Source organism: Caldimonas sp. KR1-144 (assembly GCF_049446155.1).
Lineage (GTDB): Bacteria > Pseudomonadota > Gammaproteobacteria > Burkholderiales > Burkholderiaceae_C > Rivibacter.
The window spans coordinates 631,611-652,197 of sequence record NZ_JBMSEE010000001.1 but is presented as its reverse complement, the minus strand read 5'-3'; the positions used below and the strand labels follow the sequence as shown (position 1 = coordinate 652,197).

Sequence of the window (20,587 nt, the reverse complement as noted above, 5' to 3'; positions counted from 1 at the left end):
CTGCGTCGCGGCAATGAGATCCTGCTCGGCGCGTGGCAGGTCGGGCGCGAAGTGATTGGAGACGCCTTCGTCGCCGAGGTGCAGGTAGCCCTTGGCGTCCTTGACGAAGGCGGCACGCCCGGGCGGAGGAGGGGTAGGGCTTGACGGTGTCCTGCAGCAGTCGCCCGACGTCGGGCGCATGGGCCGCTACATCGACCAGGGCCGGTGATGCCCATCCGTGCCCACGACGGACAAAAAAAAGAGCCCGCACTTACGTGCGGGCCCTTCGGATCTTTGGTGGAGAGGAGGAGGATCGAACTCCCGACCTTCGCATTGCGAACGCGACGCTCTCCCAGCTGAGCTACCCCCCCAAAAGAGACGCGCAGTATAGCGCATCAAAGAAGCTGCTTTAGCCAGTGGCCTGTTCAGCCGAGCCCGTTGCGGCGCGCCAGTTCCAGCCACAGGCCGGAGTGGTCGACGTCAGCCAGGCCGTGCTCGGCGGCGCTGGCGAAGAGCTGCTCGAGCAGGCTCGTGATGGGCAGCTCGAGCGGAAGCGGCTGGGCGGTGACCAGCGCGTTGCGCAGGTCCTTGAGCTGCACCGCGACGGCGCCGCGCTTGGCGAAGTCGCGCTCGAGCATGCGCTGGCCGTGCACCTCGAGGATGCGGCTGTCGGCAAAGCCGCCGCGCAGCGCCTCGCGCACCTTGGCCGCATCGGCCCCGCCGCGCTCGGCCAGCAGCAGGGCCTCGGCGACGGCGCCGATCGTGATGCCGACGATCATCTGGTTGGCCAGCTTGGCGAGCTGACCGGCGCCGGCCGGGCCGACGTGCGTGGCGCGGCCCAGCGGTGCGAACACCGGCAGTGCCCGTTCAAAGTCGGCCGCCGCGCCGCCGGCCATGATGGCCAGGGTGCCGGACTCGGCACCGAGCGTGCCGCCCGAGACCGGCGCGTCGAGCGCGCCGACGCCGCGCGCGGCCAGCTGCGCGGCGTGCTCCCGCGCCTGCGCGGGCTGGATCGAGCTCATGTCGACGAACAGCGCGCCGGCCGGCATGGCCTCGCGCACGCCATGCGTTTCAAGCACGTCGCGCACCACGCCGCCGTGCTCGAGCATCGTGATCACCACGTTCGCATCGCGCACCGCGTCGGCCGCCGTGGCGGCGACCTCAGCGCCGTCATCGGCCAGCGGCCGGGCCTTGGCGGCGGTGCGGTTCCAGACGCTGACCGGGAAGCCGGCGCCCAGCAGGCGGCGGGCCATCGGCAGGCCCATCAGGCCGGTGCCGAGCAGGGCGATGCGGGTGCGTGGATTGCTCATCGTGGAAGGCTGACAAGGGGGCTGCGATGCGGCCCGAGCCAGTGTAGAACCGCAGCTTCGCGCGGCGCATGGCAAGGAGGATTCGCATGTCCCGCATCACCCCGATTGCCGAACGCAAGGGCTGGCCGTGGGAGCCGCCCCGGCTCGACGGCGACTGGCTCGACGCGCAGTACAACAGCCGCGCGCGCATCCCCGAGCACCCGCGCATCTTCGAGCGCTGGGCGCGCGACTCGGCTGCGGTGCGCGAGCGCTACGCGCGGCGCATCGACGTGCGCTACGGCCCCGGCGACCATGAAACGCTCGACGTCTTTCCGACCACGCGCGCCAACGCGCCGGTGCTGTTCTTCATCCACGGCGGCTGGTGGCGCTCGCTGGATAAATCGGACCACTCGTTCATCGTGCCGGCCTTCGTCGATGCCGGCGTGATGGTGGTCGTCGTCAACTACGGCCTCGCGCCGGGCGTGAGCATCGAGCAGATCGCCTTGCAGATGACGCAGGCGCTGGCCTGGGCCTGGCGCAAGGTCGAGCGCTACGGCGGCAGCCGCAAGCGCATCGTGCTGGCCGGGCACTCGGCGGGCGCGCACCTCGCGACCATGCTGCTGGGCTGCGACGCGCGCCTGCTCGGCGACGACCTGCCTTCGCATATCGCGACGCGCGCGCTGGCGATCTCCGGCGTCTACGAGCTCGAGCCGCTGCGCCGCGCGCCCTTCCTGAAGGACGACCTGAACCTCACGCCGCGCGCGGTGGCGCGCCTGAGCCCGGCGCGCTGGGCGCCGCCGCGCGGCGCCCGGGTTTACGCCATGGCCGGCGCGCTCGAGAGCGAGGAGTTCCTGCGCCACAATGCGCTGCTTTGCGCGGCCTGGGGCTCGCGCGCGGTCGCGCTGTGCGACACGGTCGCCGGCGCCAACCACCTCGACGTGCTGGACCACCTGGCCGCACCCGATGGCCGTCTGCACGCGCTGGCGCTGCAGCTGCTGCGCCAGGACTGAGGTCCGCGGCCGGGCCCCGAGCCGTTCACAAGCGTGAAACAGGGCCGGCTTGCCGGCCTTGCTCGGGCTTTTTTGGCGCGCGGGCCGCGGTCCAATCGCAGTAGGAGAAGTAGGTTCCATGCCCGTTGCCGCCCCGACGACCCGCCGACTCGGTCGCTTCGTGCTGCATGCGCTGCTCGGCAAGAGCAGCCGCAGCATGCTGTGGCACGCCTCGGATCCGGCACGCGGGCAGGACCTGCTGTTGCACCTGCCGCGCCATCAGCCCACCGACGCCGCGGCGCTCGAGACCTGGCTGCGCGAGGCGCGCCATGCGCAGCGCCTGAGCCATCCGCTGCTGGCGGCCGCGGCCGAGATCGGCGTGGAGTCGAACTGGCCCTTCGTCGCCTGCGAGCGCGGCGCCGGTCGCACGCTCGCCGAAGTGCTGGCCGAGGGACAGCCACCGGCGCCGACCGAGAGCGCCCAATGGCTGATCGACGCACTCGAAGGCCTCGCCTATCTGCATGAAGCCGGCGCCGCCCACCACGATCTCGGCTTGCATACGCTGCTGCTGACGCCGCAGGGCCGCGTCGCGGTCATGGCGCCGGGCGTCGGCCGTCCCGCCACCGCGCCGACCGCGCGCGGCGGCGCCGGCGACACCGCCGACCTGCAGCGCCTGCGGCTGCTGCACGAGACCGACCTGATGGCCGCCGGCGCGCTGCTGCAGCGCCTGCTGGGCGGCAGCATGCCGCTGGACGACGGCGACGTGCCGGGCATCGTCGAGCGCGTGCGCGCCGGCGAGATCGCGCGGCTGCCGTGGACCACGCCGCACCTCGTTCCCGAGGCCTTGCGCGCGATCGCCAACCGCGCCCTCGAACGCGAACCGCAGCGCCGCTACCTGGGCGCGCGCAGCCTGGTGCGCGCGCTGGCCGGCTGGCTCGAGGCGCAGTCGGCCGACGCCGGCGGGCCGCTCGCGCTGCTGCTCGACCGCCTGCAGACGGTGGGGCCGTTGCCGGCGCGGCCCGGGCTGTCGGGCCGCGTCGCGCAGCTGGTCAGCATGGAACAGGGGCGGCTCGACGAGCTGGTCGACGTGATCGTGCAGGACCCGGCGCTTGCGCTCGAACTGCTGCGCACCCTCAACGCGGTGCGCTACGCGGCGCACACCGGCGACGGCCCGATCACCACGGTGCGCCGCGCGGTGCAGCTGATCGGCCTGGCCGGCGTGCGCTCGACCTCGCTGGGCCTGCGCGCCTGGCCCGGACCGCTGGCGCCGGCGGGTGCCGCGGCACTGGAGCAGGCGATGAACATCGCACGCACCGCCGGCCACGTGGCCGAGGTGGTGTGCCCGCCTGATCTCGACGCCGAAGAGGCGTTGCTGGTCGCGCTGCTGCAGCACCTCGGCCAGATGCTGGTGCGCTACCACTTCCCCGACGAAGCGCTGCAGATCGAGCAGCTCGTGCATCCGCTCGCCGCGCCCGGCCAGGCCGCGCCACGGCCCACGGCGCCGGAGGCCGCGGCCAACGCGGTGATCGGCACCGATCTCGAGTCGCTCGCCGTCGCGGTGGCCCAGCACTGGGGCCTCGACGAGAACATGCTGCGTGCGATGCGTCCGCTGCCGCCCGAGGCGCCGGTGCGCCAGCCCGACGACAACGTCGACCGGCTGCGCGCGGTGGCCAGCTGCGCCAGCGAGGTCGCTGCCGGCGTGCCGATCGCCAAGGTCGTGACGCGCTATGCGCGCGCGCTCGGCGTGACGAGCGAAGAGCTGGCCAATGCGCTCAAGCGCGCCCGCCGTCTGATCGCTGCGGCCGCGCCCGCCGCGGCACGCGCCGCGTGATGGCCGGCTTCGCTGCGCGGCCGAACTCGCGCATTGGCCGTTTCGAACTGCTGCGCGTGCTCGGCCGCGGTGCGCAAAGCACCGTGTGGCTGGCGCGCGATTCGCGCCTCGAGCGCGAAGTGGCGCTCAAGCTGATCGAGGGCGATGACACCGCAACGGCCGCCGCGCTCGGCGAAGGCCTGGCCGAGGCGCGCGCGGTCGCGGCGCTGAACCATCCGCACATCGTTGCGGTGTTCGAGGCCGACATGCACCAGCCGCCCGGGGCGGCGGCTCAAAGCTATCTCGTGTTCGAGGTCGTGCCCGGCGAGTCGCTGGCCGAGCGATTGAAGTCGAAGGGCCCGATCGCGCCGCGCGCCACGGTCGAGCTGCTGCTCGGCGCGGTCGACGCGATCGCGCAGGCGCATGCGGCGGGCGTCGTGCACCGCGACATCAAGCCATCGAACCTGCTGCTCGACGTCGCGGGCCGCGCGCGCGTCACCGACTTCGGCATCGCCGCGCGCACGCATCCTGGCGCGGCGCCGGTCGCCGCCGCCGGCACGCCGCGCTACGTCGCGCCCGAAACGCTGGCCGGCGACGCGCCGACGCCGGCGGTCGACGTGTTCGCGCTCGGCCTGCTGGTCGCCGAGTGCCTGCTGGGCCGCCCGCTGGTCGACGAGAAGGGCGCCGAGGCGGCGATGGCGCGCATCGCGCGCGGCGACCGCGAGCCGCTCGCGCTGCCGCCAAGCACGCCGCAGCCGGTCGACGACGCGCTGCGAGCGATCGTCAACCGCTGCCTCGCGCATGACGCCGCGGCGCGTTTTCGCGATGCCGGCGAACTGCATGCCGCGCTGCTCGCCTGGCTCACGCCGTCGGCCGTGACCGCGAGCGACGCACCCGACGCCGCGCCCAAGGCCGGCGTGCTCGAGTTCCTGCTGCGCCGCATGCGCCACAAGAGCGACTTCCCGGCGCTGTCCGATGCGGTCTCGCGCATCCAGCGCGTCGCCAACGCCGAGAACGAAAGCCTGGGCAGCCTGGCCGCCGAGATCCTCAAGGACGTGGCGCTCACCCACAAGCTCTTGCGCCTGGTCAACACCGCGAGCTACAGCCATGCCGGCGGCGGCACGATCAGCACCGTCTCGCGCGCGGTCGCGCTGATCGGCTTTGCCGGCATCCGCAACCTTGCGCTCTCGCTCGTGCTGCTCGAGCACATGAACGACAAGCTGCATGCCGAGCAGATCAAGCAGGAGTTCGTGCGCTCGCTGCTGGCCGGCACGCTGGCCTCCGAGCTGAGCGCGAGTTCGCGCGACGCGGAAGAGGGCTTCATCGCCGCGCTGATGTGCAACCTCGGGCGCCTGCTGACCGAGTTCTACTTCCCCGAGGAAGCCGAGCAGGTGCGCCGGCTGGTGCGTCCCGGCGCGGCGCCCGCGCGCGAGACGCCGCGCCTGCCGGTGCCCGAGGCGCAGGCCTCGGCTTCGGTGCTGGGCCTGAGCTACGAGGAACTCGGCGTCGGCGTCGCGCGCAGCTGGGGCCTGCCGGAATCGCTGCAGCGCGCGATGCGCCCGCCGGCGGGTGCATCGCCGTCGCAACCGCCGGCACAGGCCGCGGAGCGCCTGCGCTGGCTGGCCGCGGCCTCGAACGAAGTGGCCGATGCGCTGCTGCACGCCGAGCCGCACGAGGCCGCGCAGCGCGTCAACGCGGTCGCCGAGCGACACGCGCGCGCCTTGGGGCTCGCGCCGCGCGACGTGGCCGAGGCCGTGCAGCGCGCGCGTGCGCGCCTCACGCAACTGGCCGACGGCCTGCAGCTCAGGCTCAAGCCCGGCTCGGCCGCCGAGCGCCTGCTCGACCGCCCGCTCGACGCCAAGGCCGCCGCCGAAGCGGCCTTCGCCGACACGATCTCGGGCCATGCGCTCGGCGATCCGCGTGCCGCGGCTGCGGCCGCGAGCAGCTCGGCCGATGCCGCCGGCGTGCTCGCTGCCGGCATCCAGGACATCACCGCCACGCTGGTCGGCGACTCGTTCAAGCTCAACGAGGTGCTGCGCATGATCCTGGAGACGATGTACCGCGCCTTGGGCCTGCGCCGCATCGTGTTCTGCCTGCGTGATGCGAGAAGCGGCGAACTGGTCGGACGACTCGCGCTCGGTGCGGGCAGCGAAGGCCTCGCGCCGCGCTTTCGCATTGCATTGAAACCTGCGCCCGGCCAGCCGATCGACCTGTTCGCGGCGGTGAGCCTCAAGGGTGCCGACACGCTGATCGCCGACGCCACGCTGCCGGCGATCGCGCCGCGCCTGCCTGCATGGTTCAAGGGCGACCTCGCCGCGCCCACGTTCCTGCTGCTGCCGCTGGTGCTGAAGAACGCGCCGATCGGGCTGATCTACGCGGATCAGTCCGCGGCCGGCGCGATCCGCATCGAGGAGAAGGAACTCGCGCTGCTGCGCACCTTGCGCAACCAGGCCGTGATGGCATTCAGGCAGGCGAGCGGGGGGTGATCCCCACGCGGGTAGAATTCGCTCCTGACGGGCCTCCCCGCATGGGGGCGCGGCCAACCGGGTCAGGTCGGGAACGAAGCAGCCCTAACCGTTAGCACTCAGTGCCGGGGTCAAGGCTCGTCACCCCAACACCCACCGAACCGCGCCATCGCTGCGCGCATCAGCGCAGCTGCAGATCCTCGTCGCCGTAGGTCACGCCCAGCGGCTCGACGATCAGGCGCTTCGGCCCTTCCTCGACCGTACCGGCAACCCAGGCCTCGATGCCGTTCGCCTTGGCGATCTCGACCGTGCGCTGCGCGTCCTTGGCGTCCACATAGAGCGCGAAGCCCGCGCCCATGTTGAGCGTCGAGTAGGCCTCGCGCGCGTCGTGGCCGGCCTGTTCGGCGATGAACTTCAGCACCGCGGGCACCGGCGGCACGGTGTGGATGCGATAGGTCAGCGCCTTCGGGTGGCGCAGCAGCTTGCGCCAGCCGTGGCCGGTGACGTTGGCGCTGTAGTGGGGCACGATGCCGGCCTTGGCGAGCGCCTCGGTCACCGGCGAGTACAGCACCGTCGGCGCGAGCAGCGCGGCGCCGAAGCTCAGGCCCGGCGCCACCTCGGTGAGATAGCCCTCAGGCAGGCGCTCGGCGAGCTTGCGCGCCAGGCTCAGGCCGTTGGCGTGGATGCCGCTCGAGGCGAGCAGCACGATCGCGTCGCCGGCGCCGAGCTTGTCGCCGACGCTGAGGCGCGACTTCGGGTTGACGATGCCGGTGCAAGACGCTGCCAGGTCGATGCGCCCGGCCTCGACGATGCCGGCCAGCGCCGGCGTCTCGCCGCCGCCCCACGCGACGCCGCAAACCTCGCAGGCCTTCTTCCAGCCGGCCACGAGCGCTTGCGCGCGCGCGGCGTCCTCGAACCATTCGCTGCCGCCGGCGGCCCAGTAGGCCTGCACGACCAGCGGCGTGGCACCCACGGTGATGAGGTCGTTGATCGCCATGGCGATCGTGTCCTGCGCGATGCCGTCGTACCAGCTGCGGCCGGTGAGCCTGGCCATCTCGTCGGCGACGAGGGCCTTGGAGCCCAGGCACTCGACGATGCTCGCCAGGTAGAACGGCCCCACGTCGACCACGTAGGCCGACTCGCCGCGCGACGCTGCCACCTCGCTGAAGCCGTGGCCGGCGAGCTGGCTCGCGGTGCTGGCGGCGGCGCGCTGCGCAGCAATCTTGAGCGGGTCGATCAGGTCGTAGTTGACCCCGGCCTGTTCGTAGCTGAGGGGGGCGGGGGCGGGGGTGTGGCTCATGAGGCGGTCGCGGACTCGAATGCGCGATTATCCGTTGCCACCGGGGCGCGCTTCCCTATGCTGTGCGGGTACGGCCGTTGCCGGGGCGAGGCGAATGTCCATGACGCTCACGACGGTTCATCTCGAAGTGATGCTGCACCTGGGCGGCGCGGTGCTGGCCGGCGGCCTGATCGGCCTCGAGCGCAGCTACCACGGTCGCCCGGCAGGCTTTCGCACCCACACGCTGGTGTGCCTGGCGTCGACCCTCCTGATGCTGGTGACGGTCTACCAGCCGATGTGGTTCCAGCCCACCGACGGCCAGAACGTCACCATCGATCCCACGCGCATGGTGCAGGGCATCATGACCGGCATCGGCTTCCTCGGCGCCGGCGTGATCTTCAAGGAAGGCCTGTCGGTGCGCGGCCTGACCACGGCGGCGTCGATCTGGATCACCGCGGCGATCGGCGTGCTGATCGGCGTGGGCTTCTTCTTCGCGGCGATCGCCGCGACGTTGCTGACGCTTGGCACGCTGGGCGTGTTCCGCCAGATCGAGCTGCGCATGCCGACCTACCAGTTCGCGCAGCACGTGGTGCGCTTTCGCCGCGGCGATGAGCTGCCCGAGCCGCAGCTGCGCGAGCTGCTGAAGAAGCACGGCTTCAGCGTCGACACGCTGAGCTACCGGCTCGAGGGCGACGAGCACGAGGTCGAGTACCGCATGATGCTGCGCACCTTCGATCCCGCGAACTTGAATCGCCTCGCGCGCACGCTCACCGCGATGGAGAACGTGACCGGCTTTCGCATCTCCCCGACGGGAGATTGAGCGCGACCCGAGGGCCGGCTCGCGTTCGGAGCGGCCCGTAGAATGCCCCGATGAGCACCGTGGTCCTGGCCCGCAAGTACCGGCCCAAGCGTTTCGCAGAGATGGTCGGGCAAGACCATGTCGTGCGCGCGCTCGGCAACGCGCTGGCGAACAACCGCCTGCACCACGCCTACCTCTTCACCGGCACGCGCGGCGTCGGCAAGACCACGGTCTCGCGCATCCTCGCCAAGAGCCTGAACTGCACCGGCCCCGACGGCAGCGGCGGCATCACCGCCGAGCCCTGCGGCGTGTGCGACGCCTGCCGCGAGATCGACGCCGGTCGCTATGTCGACTACATCGAGCTCGACGCCGCCTCGAACCGCAGCGTCGAGGAGATGACCCAGCTGCTCGACCAGGCCATGTACCGGCCGGTGGCGGGGCGCTTCAAGGTCTACATGATCGACGAAGTGCACATGCTGAGCGGGCACGCGTTCAACGCGATGCTCAAGACGCTGGAAGAACCGCCCGAGCACGTGAAGTTCGTGCTGGCCACCACCGATCCGCACAAGGTGCCGGTCACGGTGCTGTCGCGCTGCCTGCAGTTCAACCTGCGGCCGATGGCGCCCGAAACCATCTCCGATTACCTGCAGCAGGTGCTGCCGTCCGAGGGCATCGCGGCCGACATCGGCGCGCTGCGCCTCATCGCGCGCGGCGCGCGCGGCTCGATGCGCGACGCGCTGTCGTTGACCGACCAGGCGATCGCCTTCGGTGCCGGAACGCTTTCGGAAGCGGGCGTGCGCGAGATGCTCGGCGCCGTCGGCCGCGCGCCGGTGCTGGCGCTGGTCGAGGCGCTGGCGGCCGGCGACGGCGCCGCGCTGATCGCGCAAGTCGATGCGCTGCGCGACCAGGGCCTGTCGGCCGACGGCGCGCTCGAGGAGCTGGCCAACGTCGCGCAGCAGATGGCGATCGAACAGGCCGTGCCCGGCGCGCTCGGCGCCGCGGGCGACGACGAGCTGCAGGCCGTTGCCGCGCTCGCGCAGGCGCTGCCGCCCGACGAGACCCAACTTCTCTACAGCCTGGCGATCCACGGCCGCCCCGAGCTCTCGCTCGCGCCTGACGAGTACGCCGGCCTGACGATGGTGCTGCTGCGCGCACTGGCCTTCCGGCCCGGCGCGCGTGCGCAGAACGCGCCCGCCGCGCCGCGCGCGGCGGTGCCGCAGGCGGCCCTGAAGGCGCCGGCGCCGCCGTCGATCGCGGTGCAGCCGGCGCCGCCGCCGGTGGTGCGCAGCAGCCGTCCGCCCGAGGCCGCGGCGCCGGTCGCCGCAGCGAAGCCGCGCAGCCCGGCGCCGTGGGAGGACGAGCCGGCCTACCTGCGCGCGGACGACGAGCAGGCGGTCGCCGAGGCGGTGGTGCGCGAGCCGGCGCCCGTCGTGCCGGCGGGGGTGGCTGCCGAACCGGTGGCTGCCACGCCCGAGGCCGACCGCTGGACCGCGCTGATGCAGCAGCTGATCGAGCGCGGCGCGGTCAGCGCGCTGACGCGCGAGCTCGGCTGGCAGGCGCACTGCACCGCGTATGACGAGGCGCGCGGGCGCATCGTGCTGGTCGTCGAGCGCGAGACGCTGCGCCAGAGCGCCCACGTCGACAAGCTCCAGGCGGCGGTGCGCGCGGCGCTCGGGCGCGAGATCACGCTCGCGGTCGAGGCCGGCACCGCCCTCGACACGCCGGCGCGCCGCGATGCCGCCGCGCGCGCGCAGCGCCAGCGCGATGCCGAGGCCACGATCCAGAACGACCCGCTGGTGCAGCAGCTGATGCAGCAGTTCCAGACGGCGCGCATCGTGCCCGGCTCGATCCAGCCGCGCTGACGCGCGGCGCGGCATCCAACCCCTTTCGAAGGACCGACACCATGATCAACAAGGGACAACTCGCCGGCCTGATGAAGCAGGCCCAGGCCATGCAGGACAACCTCAAGCGCGCGCAGGAAGAGCTTGCGCTGCTCGAGGTCGAAGGCCAGTCCGGCGCCGGCCTCGTGAAGGTGCAGATGAGCTGCAAGCACGACGTCAAGCGCGTGACCATCGACCCGAGCCTGCTGGCCGACGACAAGGACATGCTCGAAGACCTCGTCGCCGCGGCCTTCAACGATGCGGTGCGCCGCGCGGCTGCGCTGAGCGAAGAGAAGATGGGCAAGCTGACGGCGGGCATGCCGCTGCCGCCGGGGATGAAGTTCCCGTTCTGAGTTGAAGTCCGGCCTGGCCCTCGCCCCAGCCCTCTCCCGCACGCCGGAGAGGGAGCGAATGCATGAACTCCCTCTCCCCCGCTCGCGGGGGAGAGGGCAGGGGTGAGGGGGACTCGGTATGAGCACCACCACATCCTCCCTCGACGCCCTCGTCGACGCCCTGCGCAAGCTCCCCGGTATCGGCGTCAAGTCAGCGCAGCGCATCGCCTACCACCTGCTGCAGCATGACCGCGCCGGCGCGCAGCGGCTCGCGCAGGCGCTGGACGCCGCGGTCAGCGGCGTGCGCCACTGCGCGCGCTGCCACACGTTCACCGAGGCCGAGGTCTGCTCGACCTGCCTCGACCCATCACGCGATGCGCGCACGCTGTGCGTCGTCGAGACGCCGGCCGACCAGGCGGCGATCGAGCGCAGCGGCAGCTACCGTGGCCTGTATTTCGTGCTGATGGGCCGGCTGTCGCCGCTCGACGGCATCGGCGTGCACGAGATCGGCCTGGCCCAGTTGTTCGAGCGCGCGACCGACGGCAGCGTGGCCGAGGTCATCGTCGCGACCGGCTTCACGACCGAAGGCGAGGCCACGGCGCAGGCGATCGCGCAGACGCTGAAGCCGCGCGGCGTCGCGGTCACGCGGCTGGCGCGCGGCGTGCCCGTGGGCAGCGAGCTCGAGTACGTCGACCTCGGCACGATCGCGCATGCCTTCGTCGATCGGCGCTGAGGCCGTCTTCTAGTAGCCCAGGCTCATCACCACGCCGATCTGGCGGTCGTTGAGCCAGGCGCTTTGCGGTCGCTGCGGTGTGCCGTAGTCGGCGCGGCGCAGGGTGCGCAGCAGGTTGCCCACCTCGATGCCGAGCTTGAGGCGCTCGCCCGCCTGCCAGTGCAGCGCCGCGTCGACCCAGTCGTAGCCCTCGTTGTAGATCGGCAGCGTGCCGACATTGGCAACGCTGACCACGCTACCGAGAAAGCGGCTGCGCCGGTTCCAGGCGAGTTGCGCGGACCACGGTCCTTGCCGCCAGCCGAGCACCGCGTCCAGCGCATGGCGCGACACGTTGGGCAGCGGCAGCGACGCGCCGAGCGAGCGGTTGGGCGTGTCGCTGTCGGTCCAGGTGTAGGCGAGGTCCAGCGACAGGCCGTGCAGCGCGCCGCCCGGCACCGCGCGCGCACCGAGCTCCAAGCCCCGCACGCGCGCCGGCAGGCTGTTGACCGGACGGCTGATCAGGTAGGTCTGGCCGCCGTGCACTTCGGAGCGGCTCTCGGTGACGATGAAGCCCTCGACGCGCTTATAGAACGCGGTCACGCGCAGCGCGGCGTCGCGCGCGAAGAGCCGCTCCCACGAGAGATCGGCGTTGTCCGAGCGCACCGGCTCGAGCGTCGGCGTGCCCGCCGTGCCCTGGTTCAGCGAGGGCGTGATCGGGTTGGGCACCAGCACGAGCGAAGGCGAGAGCTGGTTGAAGTCGGGCTGGCCGATCGTGCGCGAGGCGGCCAGGCGCCAGCTCGTCGTGTCGCTGGCGCGCCAGCGCAGGTTGACGCTGGGCAGCCGCTCGGTCGCGCTGGTGTGCGCGTCGACCGGCGTCACCCCGGTCTCGGGCAGCGACTGCGCGCTGGCCACGCGGCGCTCGGTGCGCACGATGCGCAGGCCGGCGTCCCCGTCGATCGCGAGGGCGTTCGAGCGCAGCTTGACCATCAGGTAGGCGGCGCGGCTGCGCTCGTCGATGTGCCACAGGCCGAGCGGGCTCGCGGCCGTGGGCAGGGGGGTCGCGATGCCGAAGCGCGTGCGCAGGCCCTGCGCGTCGCGCGCGCCGCGAAGCGTCGGCACGATGAAGTCGCTGGCGCTCGTCGTGCCGGTGCCGGGCAGGTAGTCGGCGAACGGGTTGCGCATCAGGGCCAGCGGCCCGTCGGCCGCGCCGGGGCCGTCGAGCGCGAGATCGCCGAACACCAGGCCGGGCGCGTTGCCGGCCTCGCGCTGCGCGAGCCGCAGGCCGAAAGACAGCGCCTCGATGGCGGCAGCCGCGACGCGCTGTTCGGCGTCGAGCCGCCACGCGCTCAGCGTGCCGTCGAAAGGCCGCGTGCGGTAGGCCAGGCCGGCATAGCGCCAGGCGGCGGGGTCTTCGAGGTTGGTGCCTTCGACCGAGGTCGACGGCACGTGACGCCCGGTATCGTGGATGAAGCGCGCCGCGCGCGCCGAGAGGAACGGTCCGCTGAAGAACAGGCTGTCGCGCGCCAGCGTGCGGCTGAGGTCGGTCGAGACCGCGAGCATCTCGTTCGCGCGCCAGCGCGCGCCGAGCGCGGCCTGGCGCGTGCGCGCCTCGGTGTCGCGCGCGAAGTTCAGCAGCGACAGCGGCGCGTCGGTCCAGGCCACGCGCCGCACGGTTTCACCGCCGTCGTCGAGCACGACGCTCGTCGGGTCGAAGCTCGGCGAGGACAGCAGGTTGAGCTGGTGCGTGTCCTGCAGCGTCTTCAGGCGCACGAGGCTGGCCTCGCCTTGCAGCGTCCAGGCCGGCTCGGGCGACCACTGCAGCACGAGCGACAGGCCCTCGCGCTCGCGTCGGCCCTGGCTGCCGTTGAGCGTGCTCGAGCTCGCGACGGTCACGCGGCGTCCCGGCACGAGGTCGTCGCGCACGCTCGGCACGCCGGTGGTCTGCTGGTCCTCGCGCCAGGCGCGGCGCTCGTAGGAGGCGCCCAGCAGCGCGCCGAACGCGCCGCCGCCGTCGAGCCCCCAGCGCCGGCTCAGCAGCGTGCCGGCCTGGCCCGAGCCGCGGTTCGCAAGGTCGGCATGGGCCCAGCGCAGCGTCGCGCCGGCGTGCCGCTCGGGCAGGTCGAAGGGGCGCCAGAAGCGCAGGTCGATATCGCCGCCCAGGCCGCCTTCGACGCGGTCGGCGCGCGCGCTCTTGTAGACCTCGACGGCAGCCAGCAGCTCGACCGGCACGTCGGCGAGATCGAGCCCGCGGCCGGTGCCGGCGCTGAAGCTCTCGCGGCCGTCGAAGGTGGTCTGGACCTGGCCGAGCCCGCGCAGCGTCAGGCCCGAGCCCTCGCCGCGGTCGCGCCCGACCTGCACGCCGGGCACGCGCTGCAGCGCCTCGATCGCGCTGCGGCGCGGCAGCTCGCGCATCGTCGCGGCATCGATGCCGTCGACCACGCCGGCTTGCGCGCGCGCGGCCGCCGCACCGGGGCTCGGCGGCGCATGGTCGGCGATCAGCACGCGCGGCAGCGCCTGGCCGTCGTCGGTCGCGGCGTCGTGTTGCGCCAGGCCGTCGCACGACAGCGCGGTCAGCACGCCGGCGAGCCAGGCACGGTGCATTGCGCGCCTTTCGCCGCCGCTCAGTTCGTCGCCGCCTCGCGCAGCGCGTGGCGCCAGCGCAGGCCGAGCAGGCGCGCGATGGCATCGAGCAGCACGGCATGCTCGATGGGCTTGGGCACGAAGGCGTCGGCGCCCGCGGCGCGCACCTCGGCCTCGCTCTTCGACGAGGCGCTGGCCGAGGTGACGATCACCGGCAGCCGCGGGGCCATCGTGCCGCGGCGGATCTCGCGCGTCACCTCGAGGCCGTCGAGCCCGGGCATCGCGAGGTCGAGCAGCGCGATGTCGGGGCGCGTCGCGTTGAACAGCGCGAGCGCCTCGCGGCCGTCGTGGGCCGGCGTCACGTCGAAGCCCAGCGGCTCGAGCAGCTCCTGCAGCACGACCAGGTTCTCCGGCGTGTCGTCGGCCAGCAGAATGCGCCGCCGCGGCCCCTCGTAGCCGACGATCACCGGCGCGTCCCCGCCGGCCGCCAGCGGCGCCGTGGCCGCCGGCATCGCGACCGGCAACACGAGATCGAACCAGAAGCTGGTGCCGCGCCCCGGCACGCTGCGCACCGTGACGTCGCCGCCCATCAGGCGCACGAGCTGGCGGCTGATCGCCAGGCCAAGGCCGCTGCCGCCTTCGCGGCTGCGCGCGTCGCCGACCTGCTCGAACACCTGGAACAGGCGCTGGAGCTGGCTTTCGTCCATGCCGATGCCGGTGTCGTCGATGCGAAAGCGCAGCCGGGCCGAGCCGCCCGGCGCATCGCCATCGAGCCGCTCGACGTGCAGTTCCACGAAGCCCTGGTCGGTGAACTTCACCGCGTTGGACAACAGGTTCAGGAGCACCTGGCGCAGCCGCTTCTCGTCGGCGCGCACGAGGGTCGGCAGCGCGGTGTCCATCGTCAGCCGGAAGCCCAGGTTGCGTTCCTGCGCGCGCACGCGAACGATGTCGGCCACGCCTTCGACGAAGCCGCGCAGCTCGATGTCGCCGATGCGCAGCTCGAGCTTGCCGGCATCGATGCGGGCGAGGTCGAGCAGGTCGTTGATCAGCTCGAGCAGGTGGCGCCCGCTGTGCTCGATCACGTTCAGGCCGCGCAGCTGCGAGGGCCCGAGCGACTTGTCCATCAGCAGGATCTGCGCGAAGCCGAGGATGCCGTTGAGCGGCGTGCGCAGCTCGTGGCTCATCTGCGCGAGAAAGTCGCTGCGCGTGCGCGCCAGCCGCTCGGCCTCGGCCAGCGCCTGCTCGCGCTGCACCTCGGCGGTCTTGCGCTCGGTGATGTCGCGCGTGGCGCCCACGGTGCCGAGCACGCTGCCGTCTTCGTCGACCACCGCCGCCTTGAAGCTCTCGCTCCAGGCCGGGCCGCCCATGCCGCTCACGCACTCCTCGACGGTGCGGCGCTCGCCGCTGCTCATGACCTCGGCGTCGTCGCGCTCGCGCTGCAGCGCGGCCAGCTCGGGCAGCAACTGCGCGTCGGTGCGGCCTTCCATCGCCGCCGCGCTCAGGCCGTGCGCCGCCGCATGCGACTGGTTGGTGACCACGTAGCGGCCCTGCGTGTCCTTGAGCCACGCGGCCATCGGCAACAGGTCGATCAGCGTGCGCAGGTAGCGCGCCTGCTGGCGGAGCGCCGCGGTGCGCTCGTGCACGCGCTGTTCGAGGCTGGCGTTGAGCGCGCGCACCGCATGCTCCGAGCGCCGCAGCCGGCGCACGAAGGCTGCGCTGACGATCAGCAGCACGAGCGACGCGGCGAGCATGCTCCAGGCCCAGCGCTGCTGCAGCGTCTGTTGCTGCAGCATTGCTTCCTGGCGCTCGTTGCTGCGCTTGAGTTCGTCGATCGAGCGGCGCTGTGCGTCGGCCTCGTAGCGGCGCGCCAGCTCGACCATGCGCTGGCTCGAGCGCTCGCGGTTCGCGCGCGCGGTCATCGCCGCGGCCTCCTCGGCCAGCGCATAGGCGCGCTTGTGGTCGCCGCGCTCGGCCGCCAGCGCGGCCAGGCGGCGCGCGCTCTCGCTCACGTAGAGCGCGAAGTCGACCTTGCGCGCGATCTGGTAGGCCCGCTCGGCGTCGGCTTCGGCCAGCGCCTGCTTGCGCTGCGCCTGGCGGATCTCGCTGCGTCCGTTGAGCGCGAACCACTGGCCGATCGGGCTCGGATGGTTTTCGTAGATCGTGATGATCTGGTCGAACATCGCCGCGGCCTCGTCGAAGCGCTTCTGGCGGCGCAGATGGTCGGCCAGGCCGATGCGCGCGAACGCGACGCCGTAGGGCGAGCCGACCTGCTCGAACAGCGCGATCGCCTCGTGCGCCATGCGCTCGGCTGCCGCCGTATCGCCGTTCTCGGCGCCGTAGCCGGCCAGCGCGCGCAGGGCGTAGGCCTGTTGCAGCTTGCTGCCGGCGCGGCGCGCGCTTTCGAGCATCAGTTCGTAGTGCTCGAGCGCCTTGGCGCGCATGCCGCTCTGGTCGTAGGCGATGCCCAGCCCGTTGTAGGCGTAGACCAGGGCCATCGGGTCGTGGTCGCGCCGGGCGATCTCGAGCGCCTGCATCGACATCGTGACCGCCTCGTCGAACTGCCCGAAGCGCAGGTAGGTCACGCCGGTGCGCAGGAGCGCCTCGCCGAGCAGGTCGGTACGGTTCGTGCCGTCCAGCGCGGCCAGCGCCTCGGCGCTCGAGGTCCGAAGCACATCGAGGCGGCCCAGGTAGACGCCCGCCAGCGCGAGGTTGAGGTGAGCCTCGGCCTGGCCGACGCGGTCGCCGTGGCGCGTCGCGATGTCGAGCGCCTGCTGGGCGTGAAGCGTGGCGGCCTCGGCGCGCGCGAGGTGGATCTCGGCCCTCGCGACGACATTGAGCGTGCCGGCCCGCTGCGGCGCCGGCGCGGCGGCGGGCAGCTCGTCGAGGTCGGCGCGCGCCTGCTGGTAGGCGGCCGGCGCGTCGTTCTCCGACAAGGCCCGCAGCGTCGCGAGGCGCTGGCGCCAGGGTTCTTCGGTGCCGGCATGGGCGAGACCGCCCATCCATGCCGCCGCGGCCAACAGCAGCCCAACGGCTCCTCGAAGCCGTCGGGCCGCGCCCCACGCCAAGTTCATGCCTTCACCGTACGCGAACTCGCTGGCGACCGTCACCGTGGACAGTGCAGCGCCGGATTCTTCTCCCCGCCGGCGCCCTATGCAATCGACATGCCGCGCCCGAGGGATGGGCGGTCAAGCTCAGCGACTGGCGGTCTTGCGGCCGGCGCGGGTCCTGGCGGTCTTGCGTGCACCGGCGGCAGGCTTGGCGGTCTTGCCGGCCTTGGCGGCCTGGGCCTTGGCCGGCAGGTACAGCACGATGCGCTGCCCGCGGCCGATGCTCGCATTCGGGCTCAGGTTGTTCCACTGCGCCAGCGACGCGAGGCTCACGCCGTGCCGCTTGGCGATCGAGCTCAGCGTGTCGCGCGGCTTGGCGGCGACGACGACTCGCCGGCCCGGCGCGCGCTCCGGCGCGAGCGCCAGCATCGCGTTGTCGGCAACATGCTCGGCGACGTCGCGGTCGCGGTGGCCGTTGCGCGGCACCAGCAGCGTGGAGCCGGCCTTGACCAGCATGCGCGGCGGGATGCGGTTGATCTCGCGCAGCTGCGCCTCGCTCATGCCGACCTGCTTGGCCGCCTCGGACGGCTTCATCGTGCGCGGCACGACCCACGCGGTCCAGCTCGCGAGCGGGCCCTTGTGTTCGGGCAGCACGCGCACGAAGCGGTTCGCGTTGTCGTAGGGCAGCAGCACCTGCGGCGTGCCGGCGGCCAGGATCACCGGCTTGTTCAGCGAAGGGTTGAGGGCCTTGAACTCGTCGAGCGGCAGTCCGGCCAGGTTCGCGACGAGCTGGGCGTCGATGTCGCGCTGGATCGGCACGCTCAGGAAGTAGGGGTGATTCTCGATCGGCGGCAACTCGAGCCCGAAGCTCTGCGGCTGCGCGACGATGTTCTTCACCGCCTGCAGCTTGGGCACGTAGTTCGCGGTCTCGGCCGGCATGCGCAGGTTGAGGTAGTCGGTCGGCAGGCCGGCGCGCTGGTTGCGCGCGATCGCGCGCTGCACGTTGCCTTCGCCCCAGTTGTAGGCCGCGAGCGCGAGATGCCAGTCGCCGAACATGCCGTACAGGCGCTGCAGGTAGTCGAGCGCGGCGCGCGTGGAGGCGAGGATGTCGCGCCGGTCGTCGCGGAAGATGTTCTGGTGCAGCTCGTAATCGCGCCCGGTGGCCGGCATGAACTGCCACATGCCCGAGGCCTTGGCGACCGACATCGCCTGCGGGTTGAACGCGCTCTCGACGAAGGGCAGCAGCGCGAGCTCGCTGGGCATGCCGCGGCGCTCGAGTTCATCGACGATGTGATAGAGGTAGCGGCTCGAGCGCTCGGTCATGCGCTGCACGTAATCGGGACGGCTCGCGTACCAGCGCGCGTGCTTCTCGACCAGCTCGGTGTCGATGTCGGGCATCGTGAAGCCGCGGCGAACGCGCACCCAGAGATCGCGCCGCGCCGATTCGTCGTCGAGCGCGACCGGCGTGTCGGGGCGCAGAGGGTCGGTCGGCGCGCCTGCGGCTTCGGCGGCTTCGTTGTTTTCGGGCGCGCTCGCGGCGGGCGCGGTAGCGACGACGGCAACGTCGGGCGCCGATGCAGGCGTTTCGGGCGCCGAGGCGGCGGCTTCGAGGGGGGCGGCAGCGGGCTCGCTGGGGACGCTCGCGCAGCCGGCGAACCACAGGCCGAGGGCGGCGGCGAGCAGGTGCGGAAGTCGTCGCAGGCGCAGTGACAGGCGCAGTGGCGGATTCAGGGTCATCGGTAATTGTTCTTCCATTCGCGCAGGGTCGCGAACACCTCGACTGGGGCATCGTTCGCGGCACCCTGGCGGCGGGCGCTTTCGATCACGGCCGCTTCGCGTGCGCGCAAGAAGGGGTTGATCGCGCGCTCGGTCTGGATCGTGCTCGGCAGCGTGGGGTTCCCCTGTGCGCGCAATTGCTTGCAATGTTCGCGGTAGCGGGCGAGCTCGGCGTTGCCGGGTTCGACCGCGTGCGCGAACGCGAGATTGGCCAGCGTGTACTCGTGCGCGCAGCACACCCGCGTCTCGCCGGGCAGCGCAGCCAGTGCATCCAGCGAAGCCAGCATCTGCGCCGGCGTGCCTTCGAACAGGCGGCCGCAGCCGCCCGAGAACAGCGTGTCGCCGCAAAGCAGGATCGGCGCTTCGCCCTCGGGCTCGCCGTAGAACGCGACGTGGCCGGCGGTGTGGCCGGGCACGTCGATGACGCGAAAGTCGCAGCCGAGCAGCGTGACGACGTCGCCGCCCAGCACGGCGCGGGTGCGATGCGGAATGCGTTCGCGGCCGGTGCCGATCACGCCGCCGCCGGGCGCGTCAGGCGCGAGCCGCGGCAGCAGCGCGTCGATGCCGCCGACGTGATCGCCATGGTGGTGCGTCACTACAATGGCTTGCAGATCGAGCCGGCGCTCGTCGAGCACGCGCTCCACCGGTGCCGCTTCCCCCGGATCGACGACGATGGCCGCACGACCGTCGTGAAGCATCCAGATGTAGTTGTCCGTGAAGGCGGGAACAGCGACCAGGTTCATGACGCAAGAGGCGCCGATTATAGGTTTGCACCCCTGGCTGGCGACCCCGCCGGGCCGCTATCTCGCGGCGTGGGAACAGGCGCGGCTCGATGCGCTGGTCGGCGACATCTTCGGTTTCCACGCGGTGCAGCTCGGCCTGCCCGAGGTCGATGGCTTGCGCAGCAACCGCATGCCGCACCGCTGGTTGGTGGTGGGCGAGCAAGGCGACCTCGCGGTGGAGCGGCCGGCGTCGCTTTCCGACGATCCGCCGGCCGACGACAACAGCGCGCCGGCCGCCACACAGCCCGCGCCGGTGGCCGCGGCGGTGCTGTGCGACTTCGACGCGCTGCCGTTCGCCAGCCAGAGCCTCGATCTCGTCGTGCTGCCGCACACGCTGGAGCTCGCGCGCGACGCGCACCAGGCGCTGCGCGAGGTCGAGCGCGTGCTGGTGCCCGAGGGCCGCGTGGTCGTGCTCGGCTTCAACCCGGCCAGCCTGTGGGGCTTGCGCCAGTGGTTCGGCCGCTGGGCGCTGCGGCTGGGGCTGGCCCACGAGTCGCGCGCGCTGTTCCTGCCGCGCACCGGCGAGTTCATCGCCCAGCGCCGGTTGCGCGACTGGCTGCGCCTGCTGGGCTTCGAGGTCGAGAGCGCTGGCTTCGGCTGCTGGCGCCCGGCGCTGCGTTCGCAGCGCTGGCTCGACCGCTGGCGCTGGATGGAGCCCACCGGCGAGCGCTGGTGGCCCGTGTTCGGCGCCGTCTACATGGTGGTGGCGATCAAGCGGGTGCGCGGCATGCGCCTGATCGGGCCGGCCTGGAAGCGCGCGCCGGCGCCGCGCGCCTCGCCGGCCGTGGCGACGCACCGCCACCACCATCGTCATCACCACCGTCTCTCCAGTGGCCGCTGAGCCGGCCGCTCGCATTCCCTGCACGAC

At 72.5% G+C, this 20,587-nt stretch carries 14 protein-coding genes, 1 tRNA gene and 1 other RNA gene; 9 read left to right on the top strand and 7 right to left on the bottom strand.

The genetic code is table 11. The annotated features are described in order from the left end of the window. Positions 1 to 274: 274 nt before the first annotated feature. A tRNA-Ala gene (locus tag ACO2TI_RS03240) sits at positions 275 to 350 on the bottom strand. A gap of 54 nt (positions 351 to 404) precedes the next feature. Next, positions 405 to 1,289 (bottom strand): NAD(P)-dependent oxidoreductase, encoded by an 885-nt coding sequence (locus tag ACO2TI_RS03235; protein ID WP_423282002.1) that lies wholly within the window; start codon positions 1,287 to 1,289, stop codon positions 405 to 407. An 86-nt stretch (positions 1,290 to 1,375) separates the two neighbouring features. Here ACO2TI_RS03235 and ACO2TI_RS03230 point away from each other — a divergent pair, with 86 nt between their 5' ends. From ACO2TI_RS03230 to ffs, 4 genes are all read left to right on the top strand, one after another. Continuing rightward, the gene (locus ACO2TI_RS03230; RefSeq protein ID WP_423282001.1) at positions 1,376 to 2,278 is read left to right on the top strand and encodes an alpha/beta hydrolase; all 903 of its coding nucleotides are present in this window, start codon (positions 1,376 to 1,378) and stop codon (positions 2,276 to 2,278) included. 118 nt (positions 2,279 to 2,396) lie between these two features. After that, a complete protein-coding gene (locus ACO2TI_RS03225) occupies positions 2,397 to 4,088 on the top strand; it encodes a serine/threonine protein kinase (RefSeq protein WP_423282000.1) in 1,692 nt (563 codons plus the stop codon). Beyond that, entirely contained in the window at positions 4,088 to 6,553 is a 2,466-nt protein-coding gene (locus ACO2TI_RS03220; protein ID WP_423281999.1) for a protein kinase domain-containing protein, read from the top strand. Before ACO2TI_RS03225 ends, ACO2TI_RS03220 begins: the two co-directional genes overlap by 1 nt. Positions 6,554 to 6,579: 26 nt before the next feature. Further along, positions 6,580 to 6,678: signal recognition particle sRNA small type (gene ffs / locus ACO2TI_RS03215), an RNA gene on the top strand. A gap of 35 nt (positions 6,679 to 6,713) precedes the next feature. On the opposite strand, the gene ACO2TI_RS03210 is transcribed toward ffs, so the two are convergent. Further along, positions 6,714 to 7,832 (bottom strand): AIR synthase related protein, encoded by a 1,119-nt coding sequence (locus tag ACO2TI_RS03210; RefSeq protein ID WP_423281998.1) that lies wholly within the window; start codon positions 7,830 to 7,832, stop codon positions 6,714 to 6,716. 100 nt (positions 7,833 to 7,932) lie between these two features. On the opposite strand from ACO2TI_RS03210, the gene ACO2TI_RS03205 reads away from it, so the two are divergent. The 4 genes from ACO2TI_RS03205 (at position 7,933) to recR (ending at position 11,555) form a co-directional block, all read left to right on the top strand. Then, positions 7,933 to 8,631, top strand: a complete 699-nt coding sequence (locus ACO2TI_RS03205; protein WP_423281997.1) for an MgtC/SapB family protein — start codon at positions 7,933 to 7,935, stop codon at positions 8,629 to 8,631. 50 nt (positions 8,632 to 8,681) lie between these two features. After that, positions 8,682 to 10,472 (top strand): DNA polymerase III subunit gamma/tau, encoded by a 1,791-nt coding sequence (gene dnaX, locus ACO2TI_RS03200; RefSeq protein ID WP_423281996.1) that lies wholly within the window; start codon positions 8,682 to 8,684, stop codon positions 10,470 to 10,472. A 41-nt stretch (positions 10,473 to 10,513) separates the two neighbouring features. Continuing rightward, positions 10,514 to 10,843 (top strand): YbaB/EbfC family nucleoid-associated protein, encoded by a 330-nt coding sequence (locus ACO2TI_RS03195; protein ID WP_423281995.1) that lies wholly within the window; start codon positions 10,514 to 10,516, stop codon positions 10,841 to 10,843. Positions 10,844 to 10,961: 118 nt separating this feature from the next. Further along, positions 10,962 to 11,555 carry a recombination mediator RecR gene (gene recR, locus ACO2TI_RS03190; RefSeq protein WP_423281994.1) on the top strand — a complete coding sequence of 198 codons (594 nt, stop codon included), beginning with the start codon at positions 10,962 to 10,964 and terminating at the stop codon, positions 11,553 to 11,555. Between the two features lie 9 nt (positions 11,556 to 11,564). Here the strand turns inward: recR and ACO2TI_RS03185 are convergent, their stop codons facing one another. From ACO2TI_RS03185 to gloB, 4 genes are all read right to left on the bottom strand, one after another. Further along, entirely contained in the window at positions 11,565 to 14,135 is a 2,571-nt protein-coding gene (locus ACO2TI_RS03185; RefSeq protein ID WP_423281993.1) for a TonB-dependent receptor, read from the bottom strand. Positions 14,136 to 14,155: 20 nt separating this feature from the next. After that, positions 14,156 to 17,185, bottom strand: coding sequence for an ATP-binding protein (locus ACO2TI_RS03180; protein ID WP_423281992.1), 3,030 nt, complete (start codon positions 17,183 to 17,185; stop codon positions 14,156 to 14,158). Between the two features lie 120 nt (positions 17,186 to 17,305). Continuing rightward, on the bottom strand, positions 17,306 to 18,898 hold the full coding sequence (locus tag ACO2TI_RS03175; RefSeq protein WP_423281991.1) for a transglycosylase SLT domain-containing protein: 1,593 nt from the start codon (positions 18,896 to 18,898) through the stop codon (positions 17,306 to 17,308). After that, a complete protein-coding gene (gloB, locus tag ACO2TI_RS03170; protein WP_423281990.1) occupies positions 18,895 to 19,680 on the bottom strand; it encodes a hydroxyacylglutathione hydrolase in 786 nt (261 codons plus the stop codon). Before gloB ends, ACO2TI_RS03175 begins: the two co-directional genes overlap by 4 nt. Between gloB and ACO2TI_RS03165 the strand changes: the two genes are divergently transcribed. Continuing rightward, positions 19,679 to 20,560 (top strand): class I SAM-dependent methyltransferase, encoded by an 882-nt coding sequence (locus ACO2TI_RS03165; RefSeq protein ID WP_423281989.1) that lies wholly within the window; start codon positions 19,679 to 19,681, stop codon positions 20,558 to 20,560. The two genes, gloB and ACO2TI_RS03165, sit on opposite strands and share 2 nt — an antisense overlap. The last annotated feature ends 27 nt before the right edge of the window (positions 20,561 to 20,587 follow it).